The sequence below is a fragment of the Azospirillum sp. B506 genome, assembly GCF_000333595.1.
In the GTDB taxonomy this organism is placed as follows: Bacteria; Pseudomonadota; Alphaproteobacteria; order Azospirillales; family Azospirillaceae; genus Azospirillum.
Genome location: NZ_BADK01000078.1, coordinates 1 through 15,093 on the forward strand (window position 1 = coordinate 1; position 15,093 = coordinate 15,093).

The 15,093-nt window shown below is 68.2% G+C and carries 14 protein-coding genes; 4 read left to right on the forward strand and 10 right to left on the reverse strand.

The window, feature by feature from the left end; translation table 11 throughout:
• Positions 1-1,556: MBG domain-containing protein (locus I71_RS02460; RefSeq protein WP_042689918.1), on the forward strand; the 1,556-nt coding region annotated here is incomplete at its 5' end.
• 21 nt (positions 1,557-1,577) lie between these two features.
• Positions 1,578-3,482: a ShlB/FhaC/HecB family hemolysin secretion/activation protein gene (locus tag I71_RS02465; RefSeq protein WP_049975882.1), complete on the forward strand. Its 1,905-nt coding sequence runs from the start codon at positions 1,578-1,580 to the stop codon at positions 3,480-3,482.
• A gap of 288 nt (positions 3,483-3,770) precedes the next feature.
• On the opposite strand, the gene tnpB is transcribed toward I71_RS02465, so the two are convergent.
• From tnpB to I71_RS02480, 3 genes are read right to left on the reverse strand one after another with little or no spacing between them, the layout of a single operon-like run.
• The gene (gene tnpB / locus I71_RS40445; protein WP_280109837.1) at positions 3,771-4,133 is read right to left on the reverse strand and encodes an IS66 family insertion sequence element accessory protein TnpB; all 363 of its coding nucleotides are present in this window, start codon (positions 4,131-4,133) and stop codon (positions 3,771-3,773) included.
• The gene (locus I71_RS02475; protein WP_042689921.1) at positions 4,111-6,462 is read right to left on the reverse strand and encodes an Orn/Lys/Arg decarboxylase N-terminal domain-containing protein; all 2,352 of its coding nucleotides are present in this window, start codon (positions 6,460-6,462) and stop codon (positions 4,111-4,113) included. The genes tnpB and I71_RS02475 overlap by 23 nt, the downstream gene beginning before the upstream one ends.
• Positions 6,463-6,487: 25 nt before the next feature.
• The gene (locus I71_RS02480; RefSeq protein WP_375731165.1) at positions 6,488-7,162 is read right to left on the reverse strand and encodes a GNAT family N-acetyltransferase; all 675 of its coding nucleotides are present in this window, start codon (positions 7,160-7,162) and stop codon (positions 6,488-6,490) included.
• Positions 7,163-7,405: 243 nt separating this feature from the next.
• Between I71_RS02480 and I71_RS02485 the strand changes: the two genes are divergently transcribed.
• Entirely contained in the window at positions 7,406-8,416 is a 1,011-nt protein-coding gene (locus I71_RS02485; protein WP_049975883.1) for a CorA family divalent cation transporter, read from the forward strand.
• A 114-nt stretch (positions 8,417-8,530) separates the two neighbouring features.
• Positions 8,531-9,091, forward strand: a complete 561-nt coding sequence (locus I71_RS02490) for a hypothetical protein (RefSeq protein WP_042689925.1) — start codon at positions 8,531-8,533, stop codon at positions 9,089-9,091.
• 3 nt (positions 9,092-9,094) lie between these two features.
• On the opposite strand, the gene I71_RS02495 is transcribed toward I71_RS02490, so the two are convergent.
• Genes I71_RS02495 through I71_RS02520 form a run of 7 tightly spaced genes read right to left on the reverse strand, consistent with a single transcriptional unit; the run spans position 9,095 to position 14,942 of the window.
• Positions 9,095-9,613, reverse strand: coding sequence for a hypothetical protein (locus I71_RS02495; protein WP_042689928.1), 519 nt, complete (start codon positions 9,611-9,613; stop codon positions 9,095-9,097).
• Positions 9,610-9,957: a rod-binding protein gene (locus I71_RS02500; RefSeq protein WP_042689932.1), complete on the reverse strand. Its 348-nt coding sequence runs from the start codon at positions 9,955-9,957 to the stop codon at positions 9,610-9,612. The genes I71_RS02495 and I71_RS02500 overlap by 4 nt, the downstream gene beginning before the upstream one ends.
• A gap of 29 nt (positions 9,958-9,986) precedes the next feature.
• The gene (locus I71_RS02505) at positions 9,987-11,159 is read right to left on the reverse strand and encodes a flagellar basal body P-ring protein FlgI (protein ID WP_042689935.1); all 1,173 of its coding nucleotides are present in this window, start codon (positions 11,157-11,159) and stop codon (positions 9,987-9,989) included.
• Positions 11,160-11,170: 11 nt separating this feature from the next.
• Positions 11,171-12,274, reverse strand: a complete 1,104-nt coding sequence (locus tag I71_RS02510) for a flagellin (protein ID WP_042689938.1) — start codon at positions 12,272-12,274, stop codon at positions 11,171-11,173.
• Between the two features lie 4 nt (positions 12,275-12,278).
• A complete protein-coding gene (gene flgK, locus I71_RS02515; protein ID WP_042689941.1) occupies positions 12,279-13,646 on the reverse strand; it encodes a flagellar hook-associated protein FlgK in 1,368 nt (455 codons plus the stop codon).
• Positions 13,647-13,702: 56 nt separating this feature from the next.
• Positions 13,703-13,816: a flagellar basal body rod C-terminal domain-containing protein gene (locus tag I71_RS40935; RefSeq protein WP_375731166.1), complete on the reverse strand. Its 114-nt coding sequence runs from the start codon at positions 13,814-13,816 to the stop codon at positions 13,703-13,705.
• Between the two features lie 16 nt (positions 13,817-13,832).
• Entirely contained in the window at positions 13,833-14,942 is a 1,110-nt protein-coding gene (locus I71_RS02520; protein ID WP_244433583.1) for a flagellar hook protein FlgE, read from the reverse strand.
• Between the last annotated feature and the right edge of the window lie 151 nt (positions 14,943-15,093).

Consider the following 15,093-nt stretch of genomic DNA (forward strand, 5'->3'; position numbering starts at 1 on the left):
CGAGCGGCGCGCAGACCTATGGCGACAGCGCCACGCTGACCGGCTTCACCGCCACTGGGCTGAAGAACAGCGACAGCGTGACCGGGGTCAGCCTGTCCAGCAGCGGCACGGCGGCCGCCGCCGGGGTCGGCAGCTACAACATCGCCGCCGCGTCGGCCCAGGGCAGCGGCCTGTCGAACTACACCATCACCTACGCCGACGGCACGCTGACGGTCGATCCGGCGGCGCTGACCGTCACTGCCGACGCGGCGCGCAAGACCTACGGCGATACGGCGACCCTGACCGGCTTCACCGCCACCGGTCTGAAGAACAGCGACAGCGTGACCGGGGTCAGCCTGTCCAGCAGCGGTACGGCGGCCACCGCCGGGGTCGGCAGCTACAGCATCGCCGCCGCGTCGGCCCAGGGCAGCGGCCTCTCGAACTACACCATCACCTATGCCGACGGCACGCTGACGGTCGATCCGGCGGCGCTGACCGTCACTGCCGACGCGGCGCGCAAGACCTACGGCGATACGGCGACCCTGACCGGCTATACGGCCACCGGTCTGAAGAACAGCGACAGCGTGACCGGGGTCAGCCTGTCCAGCAGCGGCACGGCGGCCACCGCCGGGGTCGGCAGCTACAGCATCGCCGCCGCGTCGGCCCAGGGCAGCGGCCTCTCGAACTACACGATCACCTATGCCGACGGCACGCTGACGGTCGATCCGGCGGCGCTGACCGTCACTGCCGACGCGGCGCGCAAGACCTATGGCGACAGCGCCTCGCTGACCGGCTTCACCGCCACTGGGCTGAAGAACAGCGACAGCGTGACCGGGGTCAGCCTGTCCAGCAGCGGCACGGCGGCCATCGCCGGGGTCGGCAGCTACAGCATCGCCGCCGCGTCGGCCCAGGGCAGCGGCCTCTCGAACTACACCATCACCTACGTCGATGGAGCCTTGACGGTGACCCCCCGCCCGATCCTGGTGACGGCGGACAGCCTCAGCCGTCCCATCGGCACCGGCAACCCGGCCTTGACCTACACTGTTGGTGGACAGGGGCTGGCCAATGGCGACACGCTCGACGGGACCCTGAGCACGGCCGCCGGCACAGCCTCGCCGGCCGGTTCCTACACCATCGAGCAGGGCATGCTGGCCGCTTCCGGCAATTATAGCCTCACCTTCCTGCCGGGGGTGCTGACGGTAACCGCCACCGGGGAAACCGTGACTCCGCAGCCCCCGTCGGGGCCGGTGCAGGTGGAGGAGCTGACGCAGGTTCTCGCCGTTGCGGCCCTGCCGCGAAATCTGGTGGTGGTGACGGCTTCGCCGACGACGCAACCCTTCCGGAACGACGATGCTCCGGTGTCCTTCCCGACCGCCGGTCCCCAAGCAGCATCTGGCGATGCAAGCGCCGCCGTCGACGGCGCGTCTGGAGGCTCCTCGGGCGGCTCCGGTTCCCAGGAAACCGCCGGCGGTGCCGGGGCCTGCATCGGCGGTGCCGCGGCCAGCGGCGACTGCACAGCGGCCCCCCATCCGGAGAACACGCGTTTCGGCCGGTTCCTCCGCTTCTCCATGCCCTGACGAACAGAACGATTCCGGCCCATGATCGTCGCACGCTCCTCTGCCAACAACCCGACCTCCCACCGCGACGCCACGGCGTTCGCCCGGCTGGCCGAATCGTCACGATGGCTTGCCGCTCCGGCAGTCCTGCTCGTCCTGCTGCAAATACTGTCCCCGGACGCGGCGTCGGCGCAGGCTCCGGTACCGGTGGAGCGCAACCTGCCGCCAGCGGTCGCAGGCGAGGGCGGCGGCCTGCGCTATGGCAGCGGCCCGGCAGTCGATGTCGACGACACCCCGCTCGGCGTCGACATCAAGGGCATCCGGCTCATCGGGCTGACCGATCCGGTGATGCCGGATCCCCCGGCGGGCATCACGTCATCGGGGGTGGAGGGGCTGGACCGGCAGCGCATCGCCGACGCGCTCGGCCCGTTCCTCGGCCAGCCCCTTTCGCGCAGGCGGTTGGCGGAGGCCCAGGCGGCCCTGGCCACAGCATATCGCGAGACCGGGCGGCCGTTCGTCTCGATCACCGCCCCGCCCCAGGAGATCACCGCTGGTGTGCTGCAACTCCGTGTCCTGCCCTTCCGGACAGGGAATGTCCGCGTCAGGGAGGTGGACGGCACCGCGGCAGCCGACGGTCTCGCCGCCTCCATCCGCGCTCCGGCCGGCGGGCTGATCGAGGCCGAGCGCATTTCGGAGGATCTGGACTGGCTCAACCGCTTTCCCTACCGCCAGCTCAACGGGGTATTCGAACCGGGCTCCGATCCGGGTTCCAGCGACCTGACTCTGGAGGTCTCCCGACAACGGCCGTGGCAGGCTTATGCCGGAGCGTCCAACACCGGCAGCCTGCGCAACCGGGGGCTCGACCGGGTCTTCATTGGCTTCGCCGCCGGCCTTGAGTCTCTCAACGATCTCACCCTGTCGTACCAGTTGACCGGCAGCCGCGACGTGGTGTCCGATCCAGGCTCCCTGAGACTGTCGGGAAGCAACCGGCCGTCCTATGCCAGTCATGCCGGGCGCATCATCCTCCCGACCTTTCCACGGCAGGCGCTCAGCCTGACCCCCAGCTTCGTCGCCACGTCCCAGGACAGCGCCGGCGGGCTTCTCACCGTCCGCAACACCACCGTCGAACTGCCGATCCTCTACCGTTCGGCGCTGTCCAACATCGATGCGGGCCTTGCCGGATGGGGTGACCTTTACGGGGGTGTGACGCCCAAGTGGCTGTCGCGCAAGGTGCTGAGCCAGGGAACCGGGTTGGCCAACGGGGCCGCGGGGGTGTTCGATTTCACCGTCGGCTGGGGCGGCTCCTGGCCCCAGGCGAGCGGTTCGACCGCTGTCGACCTCCGTGCCGTGGTCAATCGGGCCGGCGTGGTGCCTGGAAACAGCCGTGCGGCATGGAACAGCTTTTCCAACGGTCGCGTCGAGGAGGCTGATTACGCCTATCTCTATGGGGTGTTCAGCCGGGAGACTCCGCTGACCGGCGTGTCATGGCTGGACGGCGTCTCCTGGAACACCGAGTTCACGGGCCAGATGGCGGGCAAGGCACTGCCGGAAACCGAGCAGCTTGCCATCGGCGGGCTGTACGCCACCCGCGGCTATACGCTGAACGACGGCAGTGTCGATGCCGGTTTCGTTCTGCGTAACGAAATGAGGCTGCAGTCGTTCGCCGCCCTGGGCCGTCTCGGCGGTACCGGGATCGGCCCGGTGGAGGACGCCGTTTCGCCCTTTGCCTTTCTCGATGTCGGCCATGGCCACACCTACAATATCGGTGCCCTTCGGAGCATCGGTGAACGGGCCGATACCACGCTGGTAGGGCTGGGGGCCGGCGTCGATTATGCGCTGGCGCGGGTCCTGCAGGCTGGCATGAACATCGGCGTGGCCCTAACCGACGGGCCGGAAACCAGCCGTGGCACCCTGACCGCCCAGGCCAGGGTTCAGGTCTCATTTTGATGGGCGTCTGTGCATATCACCGCCAGCCGGTTCCGGCCAGTCACGACCGACGGCCGCCATGGCCTGCCGGTCGCTCCCGATCTGCTGGGACAGGCCTTCCATGTGGCCGAGTCCAACCGGGTCTGGCTGGTCGACAACACCCACCTGCCCACCGCTGAAGGCTGGCTGTCAACCGGTTTTGAGGGCGCTTCCAGGCGCCGCCACCACTGCGGTGCTGGGGGCGGTCCAGCCCACGCAGGATTGCGGCGGCTTGGGCCGTCCTCGCCAAGCAAGTCGCTGTGTTGCCGCTCAGGCGGCAGACGTCGGCCGCGGCACCCGCAAGCCGCGCACCCGGATCACGCCGTCGCGGATCGCTGGCCAGCGGAACTGGCCGGCCTCCAATCTCTTCGCGATGGGAACCAGTCCGGTGCCGTCCCAGTGCAGGAGTTTGACCCGGTCGGTTCGCTTGGAGCGGAAGACGTAGACGACCCCGCTGAAGGGATCCGCCCCCAGTTGCTGCTGCATCAGAGCGGTCAACCCATCCATGCTCTTGCGGAAATCGACCGGCTTGGCGGCGACCAGAACCCGCTGGAAGGTGGGGTCAGAACATCGCTTACGATGTGCCGCCCCGCCCCCGCCTAAAAGCCGATCACCCGTCCAGTCCGGGCTCACGCACGACGTAGCTGTAGAAGCGCACCGAGCCGTCGGCTTCCGTCTCGCGGTACAGCCCCTGGATCTCGTTGTCGAAGCCGGGGAAGCGGTTGGCGCCTTCCTGGAAGACCTGGAGATATTCGATCATCGGCCGGGCATGGTCGTCCAGCCGCTCGCCGGGGACGATGGTGGCGATGCCAGGCGGGTAGACGACCCACAGCGTCGTGGCGATCCGCCCGGCGATGCGGTCGATGGGCAGGTAATCCACGTCGTTGCGCACCAGATGCCGGACCGCCTCGCGCGGCGGCATGACCATGGTGGGAAGATGGTCGGGGCGGAACATGCGGCGCTGCAGATCGTTGGTGTTGCGCTCGCGGTAATAGGCATGCATCTCCGCGCACAGGTCGCGCAGCCGTCGGCCGGTGTAGCGGGCGGGCCGGCGGGCGACGAACTCCGGGATGACGTCCTCCAGCAGGGCGTTGTCGTCATGCAGCCGCTTGAACGCCACCAGAGCGCTGAGCAGGGTGCCGGCCTTGCTCGACTCCACGCCGGGGGTGAGCAGGAAGAGGATCGAATTGAGGTCGTTCTTCTCCGGCACGATGCGGTTCTCGCGCAGATACTGCGCCACCACCGGGGCCGGGATGCCGTGATCCTCATAGGCTCCGCTGTGCCGGTCGAAGCCGGGGGTCAGCAGGGTCAGCTTGTTGGGGTCGGTCATCGCATAGCCGGCCGCGACATGGCGGAAGCCGTGCCAGTCGGCTCCCGGCGCGAACTCCCAATGGCGCACCTCGGAGGCCAGCGCGTCGGTCGGCACATCCTCCCACGCCATCATCGAGCCGGCGACCTCGACCCGGTCCGGCACGAAGGGGTCGAAGAACCAGCGGCGGGCCGGGTCGCTCTCGCGCTCCTCGAACTCGCGGCGGATGGCGCGGATCTTCTTGCGCAGCTCGATGCCCAGCCGGATGGTGTCGTCCCACAGCACCTCGCCCGAGCGGCCTTTCATCATCTGCGCCCCGACATCCAGCGACGCGAACAGCGGGTAGAAGGGCGAGGTCGAGGCGTGCAGCAGGAAGGTCTCGTTGAAGCGGCGATGCTCGACCCGGCGGCGCTGCCCCTTGATGTGGCTGTCCTTGACGTGGATCTGCGAGGCCTGGGAGAAGCTGGCCAGTTGCTTGTGGGTGGACTGGGTGGCGATGATGCCGGGATGGCCGTCATGCAGCCCGTCCAGCCCCATGGCGAAGCGGCCCTTGAACAGCGGGTGGAATTTCAGGAAGCCGGCCCAGGCTTCATCGAACAGGATATAGTCGCAGAGGTGGCCGATCTTCGCCAGGATGGTCTCGGCGCTGTAGATGGTGCCGTCGTAGCTGCATTGCTGGATCACCGCGGCGCGGAACGGCCGCTCGCGCTTCCAGGCGTCCGGGTCCTTGACCAGCGGGTTGTTGCGGATCTTCTCGCGGATCCTCTTCTCATCCAGCGCCTCATGGTCGATGGGACCGATCAGGCCGTAGGGATTGCGGTCGGTCTCCAGGAAGATCGGGATGCCGCCGCCGAGGAACAGGCCGCCATGGTGGGCCGCCTTGTGGTTGTTGCGGTCGAACAGGACGAGGTCGTCCTCCGCCACCAGTGCCGACAGCACGATCTTGTTGGAGGCGGAGGTGCCGTTCAGCACGAAATAGGTGCGCTCGGCACCGAAGATCTTTGCCGCTTCCTTCTGGGCCTTCAGCGCCGGTCCCTCATGGACCAGCAGGTCGCCCATCTCCAGCACCGAATTGTCGATGTCGTCGCGGAACACCGCCTCGCCCAGATGCTCGACGAAGATGCGGCCGATCGGGCTGCGGCTGTAGAAGATGCCGCCATTGTGGCCGGGGCAGGTCCACAGCTGGTTGCCTTCCTCGGCATAATCAACCAACTCGCCGAAGAAGGGAGTCTTCAGCGTCTCGGCATACTGCTTCAGGCGGGAGACGAGGTTCTTGGCGATGAATTCCGGCGTCTCCTCGGCGAGGAAGACATAGCCGTCCACCTGATTGAGCACGTCGACCGGGATGTTCTCCAGCCGCTGGCGGCGGACCAGCAGGATGATCGGCATCTCCAGCCCGCGCTTGCGCGCCAGCGCGATCAGCGAGGCCGGCTTGCCCTCCAGCCCGCGCTTGCCCCAATCGACGATCATGCAGCCGATGGCAGCGTCGGTGCGGATCGCCAGTTCGGCATCCTCCACCCGGCGCGTCCGCACCACCTCGAAGCCGATCCGTTCGACCTCCGCGACGATCTGCTGGACACGCACGCCCTCCAGCTCGTCGGCGTCGAAGGCGGGGGCGCAGACGAGGAAGGAGAAGCGTCGAAAGAAATCCATGAGGAACTCCGGAGGTGGAAGGCAGTCAGTCGCCGGCCTGGACGATGCCGCCGCGATGGTCGTCGGGCAGGGCGCCATCGGCAGGGCCGAGCGCGCGCTGAAGGAAGACGCTGTCGGTCCAGCGGCCGAACTTGAAGCCGACCGCGCGCAGCACGCCAGCCTCGACGAAGCCACAGGCCGTGTGCAGGCGCAGCGATGGGGTGTTGGCGCTGTCCACCACGGCGACCATCTGGCGGCAGCCGGCGGCGGTGCAGGCATCGACCAGGGCCGACAGCAGCCGGTGGCCGATCCGGCGGCCCTGGAAATCCTTGTGGATGTAGATCGAATGTTCGACCGTGTAGCGGTAGGCCGGGCGTTTGCGGAACGGCGCGGCATAGGCGTAGCCGGCGATCGCGCCGCCGCTTTCCGCCACCAGATGCGGCAGCCGGCGTTTCAGCATCGCCTTGCGGCGCCGCTTGAGTTCCTCCGGATGCAATGGCTCGATGTCGAAGGGGCCGAGGCCGTGCTGGATGTGATAGCCGTAGATGTCGAGCATCGCTGGCACGTCCAGTTCGGTCGATTGGCGGACGACCACGGGCGGCACCGAGTGGAGCAGTGCCGGGACAGCAATGCCGGAGCGGACGATTTCGGGGGCGGGCCGGGTGAAATCGAAGGCGTCCGCATCGTGGGCGCCGCTGGCGGTCTCAGTCCTCACGGTCATGCCCCCTGTTCAAACGCCCACTTTTCAAACGCCCACTTTTCAAACCGCTCTGATCAAATCCCTGGCGCCTGCGCGTTGATGCCGCAATCGCGCGTCAGCTTGATGACAGTATTGCTACGATCCTGTTGCAGCCGGATTCCGGAGCAATGAAGTCGCCGGAGATATTTGCACCGCCGTTCCGTTGACCTATTCTGTCGCCCGCCGGCAACCCGCCGGAGAACAGGCAATGGAAGGTCGCCGGGTATGGCAGGTCCAATCAGGCTCGATACCGGCACCGACATGATCTGCGGCTATTTCCTCACGCCGAATGCGCCGCCGGTTCCCCTGTCCTTCGAGGAGATCGACGCGGCGGAGCGGCGCACCGACGGCGTGCTCTGGCTGCATTTCAACCTCGCCTCGGCGCGGGCGCGCGACTGGCTGGACCGGCGGAGCGGGCTGGATGAGTTCGCGCGTGAAATCCTGCTGGACGCCAACGACGACCGCACGCGCCTGGAGCCGTTCGACGACGGCTTCCTCGCCGTGCTGAGCGACATGCATTACGACTTCAATTTCGAGCCGTCGGACATCGGTGCCCTGCGTCTGTTCATGGGCGAACGCCGGATCGTCAGCTGCCGGCGGCATCCGCTGAAGGCGATCGACCGCCTGCGAAAGTCCCTGCACGACCAGGGCCGCTATGGCAGCACCGCCGAGCTGATGGCCGACCTGATCGACATGCTGGCCGACACGCTGGGCGAGGTGGTGACGCGGGCCGAAGCCGACCTGGACAAGGTGGAGGACACTGTCCTCACCGAACGCTACCAGCTCGCCCGGCAGCGGCTCGGCCAGCTGCGCCAGCTGATCGTCCGGCTGAGGCGCCATGTGTCGCCGCAACGGGTGGCGCTGGGCCGGCTCGCCAACAGCGGGGTGCCGTGGATCAGCGACGACGACCGCGCCCGCCTCGGCCACGCGGTGGAGAAGTTCGCCGGCGTGCTCTACGACATCGAGGCGTTGCAGGACCGTGCCAAGGTGCTGCAGGACGAGCTTCTGGCCCGTGTCGCCGACCAGCAGAACCACAGCCTGCATGTGCTGGCGGTGGTGACGGTGATCTTCGCGCCGATGACGCTGATCTCCGGCATCTTCGGCATGAATGTGGTGGGGGTGCCCGGCGTCGGCGGCCCGGAGGACCATGTGTCGCCGCATTCCTTCTGGTGGGTGATGCTGTCGATCCTGCTGTCCGGCCTCGCCATGCTGTTCTTCCTGCGACCGCGCCGGTGACGGTTATCCGGGTGGATCGGACGGTTTTGTCTCGAACCTGTTGCATGCTGATGCCCGGCCGAAGGATAAGGTAATCCGAGGCCGCCGGATGGTGACGGCCATGGGGACCGCGCAATGGGCGATTCGGACGATCTCTTCGACATCTACCGCAAGGACCAGGGCAAGGCGGCCCTGACCGGTCCGGAGCTGGCCGCGGCCCTGGCCGACACCGTGCGGCGCAGCCTGGCGCTGATCGAGGAGTTGTGCGCCGAGGTGACGCGGGCGCTCGCCCAGGCCCGCTACAGCACGCGGCTGGCGCAGTCGGTGACCGACCGGTCCAGCTATGTGCGGCTGGACCGCCGGTCGGAGGGGTTCCGCGACTATCTCCGGACCTGGAGCCAGCAGCGGGCCGACCGCGTCGGCGGCGGCATGCATTGGGAGGCCCAGATCCTGGTCACCGATCACCGGCGGACGACCAAGGAGATCGGCATCGGCATCGCCTTCGAATGGCCCGGCGCCGGGGCCGGCGGCGGTGAGGGGGCCGGAGACGGCGGCCTCGCCTTCGTCGAGTTCTGGCCCACGGGCACCGGGGTGTCCTTGCCGGCCGACGCCCGCGGCTTCCAGCGGGCGCTGGTCGCCTGCATCATCAAGCTGGAGCAGGCCGGCGAACTGGCCAGCGTGAAGGAGCGCGGCTAGGCGTCACAGCGTGGCGTTCAGTCCGGAGGCCGAGAGTTCCACCGGCCGCCGCGCCTGCCCGTCACGGGCATAGGTGCCGTCGCTCGACGCCTTCTCCAGTGCGGTCAGCAGGTTGCGGTTGATGGTCAGTACCGCCTTGCGCAGGGCGACGAGGCCGGTGGCGTTGACCGACACCGCCCGTTCCAGCCGGTCGATCCGCTCCAGGGTCATCGCCCGCAGATCGTCAGGCAGGCGGATGCCCTCGTCGCGGGCGCGCAGCACGGCGCTTTCCAGCTGTTCGGCCATTGCCGCCTTGCGGTGGGCGAAAACCTCCAGCCGGTCGAGCATGCCGGCGGCGATGCAGGCGGATTCCTCCTCCAGCACGGCCGACAGCGCTTCCACCGCGTCGAGGAAGTCGCGCACCAGCAGGGCGGTGGCGCCGTCATAGCCGGGATCGGGCGCGGCCAACGCCTCGACCTGGGCCTGTTCCGGCCGATGCTCGGGAGCGAATTCGTGGATCAGATCCTTGAGGGTGACGCTCATGACCGCTGCTCCGGCTGGACGGTTCCCTGGGCGGCATAAAGGCGGGCGATCTCGTCATGCATCATCTTGCCGATGCCCAGCGTGCCGGACTCGGCGACGGCCTTGCCATATTCCTGCAGCATCATGCTGCGCCATGGCTTTTCCGCCGGGCCGCCGCCGCCGAACAGCGGGCTTTCGCGCATGCCCGCGAACATGCTTTCCATCAGCTGGCCGACCAGCATCGCCTCGAACTCCTTGGCCACCTTGTCGGCGCCAGCGGAATTGGAAACGGCCGGGTTGGGGATTTCCGGCGTCGAAGGCATGGTTGCGGCAGTGCTGCGGAGGGTCGTTGCGGCGATGTCCATCGTCGTCTCTCCATCCCGGTTTCCGGGGGTCAGATGATTTCCAGATCGGCGTGCAGGGCGCCGGCGGCCTTGATCGCCTGCAGGATCGCCACCATGTCGCGCGGCCCCACCCCCAGCGCATTCAGTCCGTTGACCAGCTGCTGCAGGCTGACATTGCCGCCGACGGTCACGAACTGGCGGCCGTTGCCCTCCTGAACCTGCACGTCGGTGCGCGGCACCACCACGGTGGAGCCGTTGCTGAAGGGCTGCGGCTGCGACACCTGCGGCGTCTCCACCACGCGGACGGTCAGGTTGCCCTGGGTGATGGCGACGCGGCTGACCCGCACATCGTCGCCGATGACGATGGTGCCGCTGCGCTCGTCCACCACCACGCGGGCGATGGCATCGGGACGGACCGGCAGCTGTTCGATCTCGCCGATCAGGCGGGAGACGTTGCCGACATAGGAGCCGGTGATCCGCACATCGACGGTGGTCAGGTCGACCACCCGGGCATTGCCGGCCCCCAGCCTGCCATTCACAGCGTCGGCGATGCGGATCGCCGTGGTGAAATCGGGATTGCGCAACGCCATCCGCACCGCGCCGACGTCGTTCAGCGCGAATTTCAGCTCGCGCTCCACGGTGGCGCCGTTGGCGATGCGGGCGGTGGTCGGCACGCCCTTGGTCACCGTCGCCGCGGCGCCGCCAGCGGTGTAGCCGCTGACCGACAGCGGCCCCTGGGCCACCGCATAGGCCTCGCCGTCGGCGCCCAGCAGCGGCGTCACCACCAGCGTGCCGCCCAGCAGGCTGGTGGCGTCGCCCAGCGCCGAAACCGTCACGTCGACCGTCGTGCCCTGGCGCGGGAAAGGCGGCAGGCTGGCCGTCACCATCACCGCCGCGGCGTTGCGGGTGCGCAGCGTCTCGCCACGGGTGTTGATGCCCAGCCGCTCCATCATTCCCTTCAGGCTCTGCTCGGTGAAGGGGGTGTTGATGAGGCGGTCGCCGGTGCCGTTCAGCCCGACAACCAGACCGTAGCCGACCAGCTGGTTGCGGCGCACCCCGTCGAAGGTGACCAGATCCTTCACCCGCGTCTGCGCCGCCGCCGGGGCGGGCGGAAGCGCCAATGCCGCGGCGAGCGCCAGCAGCAGTCCGGCGACCAGCGCCGGGATGCGCTTGCGGGCGGGCCGGAGCCGGCGCGGAACGGGAAGCTGGATGCCGGGGATCATGGGGATGCGGCCTAGAGATAGTTGGTCAGGTGCAGTTTGGCGATGCGCGCGGTGGCGCTGGCGGTGGCGTCGATCTGCGCCTCCAGCTGGGAGATCCGCGTGCTGGCCTCATAGGGGTCGACGCCTTCCAGATTGTCGATCTGCAGGGTGAGGATGGATTTCTGCGTCTTGTGCTGTTCGGCCAGGGTGGCGACCTGGGCGCGCTGGATGCCGAGCTGCGCGGTCGCGTCCCGCAGCTTGCCGAGCCCGCCGGACAGCTTGTCCACCGCGGTCTTGATGTAGTCGGGATAGGCATCGACGGTCATCTTCGACGTGTCGACCGCCGCCAGCATGTAGATGCCTTCCAGCATCTCCCGCATCATCGGGTCGTTGGCCTGCACGCCATAGGCGATGGGCGAGGAGTCCGCCGGCTGGCCGCTGACGCGCGGCGATGCGGTGCCGCCCGGCTGCATCGCCGTGGTGCCGGTGTAGAGGCCGCCCTCGAAGGTATCGGTCAGCGGCGCCGGGGCCGGCGTCACCGGGTCGCGCACGGCGAACAGGTCGTTCAGCCGGGCGACCACCGCCGCGGTTTCCGCCGCGGTCGTCGGCATGGCGGTTCCGCCGGTGGCCGATTGGATGGCGTCCTGGACGATCTGCATCGGCGAACGCAGGCCCGACTTGTCGCCGTCGACGGCGCGCAGCGGCGGCCGGTCGAGCGCCGTGCCGGCGAAGAGATAGCTGTTGCCGGAGGAGGCGTTCAGCAGCCCGACCACTTGGTCCAGCACGCCGCGCGCGCGGATCTGCAGCGACGTGCCGGTCGGCGACTGCTGCCCCAGCCCGGTGGCGGCGGCGGCCAGCAGGTCGGTGCCCGAGGCGATGATGCTGGTCATCGCGCTGTCCATCGTCTTCATCCGGCCGTCGAGCAGGTCGGTGGTCTTCACATACTCGTCGGTACGGTCCAGCATGTTGCGCAGCGCGATGTCGCGGCCGGTGCTGGACCCGATGGTGGCGGCGACGTCGGCATGGATGCCGGTCGACACCTCCTCGTTGGCGCGGGTCAGCTCCAACTGCTGCCGGGTCATGGTGCTTTGCAGCGTCCGGCTCATCCCCAGCGTGGACAGGGCATTGTACAGCATTGGCTTACCCCTTGATCTGCAACAGGATGTCGATCATGCGGCCGGCCACCTGCACCACCTGGGCGCTGGCGCCGTAGCTCTGCTCGATCAGCTGCAGCTTCTGCATTTCGTCGTCGATGTTGACGCCGTCGCGGTTGATGCGGGCGGACTCCAGCGTGTCGGCGCTGATCTTGCGCGCGTTCATCTCCGACTCGGCCCCGGTGCGGTATCCCTGCTGGGCCGACACCATGGCGGTGGCGTAGCTGCCGAGCGTCGCGGAGGCCGGCATGTCGGTGGCGGCGAAGCTGCGCGTGGCGGTGAAGACGGCCTGGAACCTGTCGATCTGCGTCTGGTCGCCCGGCTTCAGCGGAGCCGCCGCCTGCACGCCGCTCTGCACCCGCCAGCTTTCCGTCCGCACCGCGTCGTTGACGGCGATGCGCGAGGCCAGCCCGGCGGTGGTGCCATAGGCCGCCCCGGCATCGGTGAACAGGCCGGGCTGGGTCGGATCGGCCTCCGCCCCCTGGAAGGCCTGGACAATGCCGGCGGCCATCTCGTCCAGCTGGGCCATGGCGCGGGGCATGTCCTGCTTGATGGTCTGGACATAGCCCATGATGCGGCCGCTCTGGATTTCGCTGTCCGGCTTGGCCGACAGGGCGACGCCGTTGGCCATCACCTCGTCCCCCAGCAGGCTCAGCGGCTGCTCGCCCGGCGCCAGCGGGTGGTCGAGCAGGGTCTGGCCGTTGCGGGTCATCACCACCACCTGGCCGTCCTCGCGGCTGTAGGTGCGGATGCCGATCTCCTGCGACACCTGATCGAGCAGGCGGTCGCGCTGGTCGCGCAGGTCGCCGGCATCGCCGCCGCGCGTCTCCAGCGTCGCGATCTTGCCGTTCAGATCGCTGATGCGCTGGAGCGAGCTGTTCACCGAATCGACGGAGGTGGCGAGCCGGTCCCTGGCATCCTGCTGCACCGTCTGCGCGGCCTCGGCTGCGCGGTTCAACCCGCTGGCCAGCGCTGTCGCCTGCGACACCACGGCGCTGCGCGCCGCGTCGTCGTTGGGCATGTCGTGCAGGCGGGCGAAGGCCTGCTGCAGCTTCGACAGCTGGGTGGAGACCGACTTCTCGTCCTGCGGCTGTCCCAGCACCAGGGCATAGTCGGCCAGAGCCGAGGCCCGCGCCTCCTGCCCGCTGTAGCGGCTGGTCTCGAACCGCGCGTCGCGGATCAGCAGCTCGTCCACCTTGCGGGCGACGGCGTCCACCTGCACCCCGGCGCCGCGGCCGGCGGTGTTGACCGCCGTCAGGTCGAGGTCGCGGCGCACATAGCCGGCGGTGGTGGCGTTGGCGAGGTTGTGGGACACCATCGCCGCCTGCTGCTGCGTCGTGCGCAGGCCCGACAGGGCGGCGGAGAGGGCGAGTTTGGACGCTCATGGCCGGAACTCCGTCTGTGCTGGGCTCAACGCTTCAAGCGCGTGGTTTCTTCGACCATCTCGTCGGCGGTGCGCACCAAGGTGGCGCTGGACCAGTAGGCGCGCTGCGTCTCGATCAGGGAGACCAGTTCGGTCGCGATGTTGACGTTCGACTGTTCAGCGGGCTGCCGACAACGCTGCCGGGGTCGCCCTGCTTGCGGCTCCCAACGTCAGGTTTCCGGGTCCGCCCCCACCGTGTAGGGGTGCCGTCTTGGGGACCAAACCCTCCGGGTTGGTGACGGTGGCGATGGGGATCTGGTACAGCGCCTGACGGGCGCCGTTGTCGTACATCACCCACAGCTTGCCGCTGTCGTCGATGTTGACCGAGGTGACCTGCCCGACCTTGGCGCCGTCGCCGGTGACGGTCGGCACGTAATCGCCGTTCAGCTGGGTGACGTTGCCGAGCGACATGGTGAAGCTGTCGGCGGTCGGCGTGGCCGGCGAGCTGACGGTCAGGCTCGGCATCGGGTCGAGCGGCAGGCCGGCGCCGTCCACCGGCTTGCCGGCATAGGGGCCGGTGGCGGCGAAGGTCAGCGTCGCCGGGGCGCCGGCCACGGTGTAGCCGGTGGGGCCGGTGGCGGTCAGCGTCCACTCGTTGGGATTGGCGGTCTTGGTCCAGGTCAGCGACAGGTCGAGCGGGTTGCCCAGCCCGTCATAGAAGGTCGGGCTGCTGGTGAAGCTGTCGCCGGCGGCGGCCTGGGCCGGCAGGTTGCCGGAGAAGTCCATCTGCGTGGTTTTGCTGCCGCCATAGACGAGATTGCCGACATTGACCGACTGGAGGTCGTCGAAGCGCGAGGTGCTGACGTTCGGCATGGTGCCGTCGGGATTCAGCTTCCAGGCTTCCAGATACTGGCCGGCATTGTTGTGCAGGAAGCCGGCCTCGTCGGGCAGGAAGCTGCCGGCGCGGGTCAGCGAATATTGCGGCGTGCCCGACGCCTTGTTGCCGACGACGAAGAAGCCGTTGCCGCTGATCGCCATGTCGGTGGACGATTGGGTGCCGAGGATCGTGCCGTCCTGCTGCACCTGATAATGGGTGGAGGACTGCACGCCGCTGGCGGTGTAGGTGCTGCGGCTGCCGGGCGCGGTGACCAGGGTCGAGAAATCCACGGTGGCCCGTTTGTAGCCGACCGTCTGGGAATTGCTGATGTTGTCCGAAATGGCGGCAAGGCGCGAGCTTTGCGCGGACATGCCGCTAACACCGGAACGCATGGCGCTGTACAGGCTCATCCTTGGAATCCTCTGGTCAACCGTCGAACGGAACGGGGCGTCGAACGGAAAGGGAGTGTGCGTTCCGGGATTCTCCGCGGATGACTGGCGGGGTTAACGGTAGCGAACGGGTTTTAAAGGGGCTTTAAAAGAAAAGTGCAGGGGTTTTGTT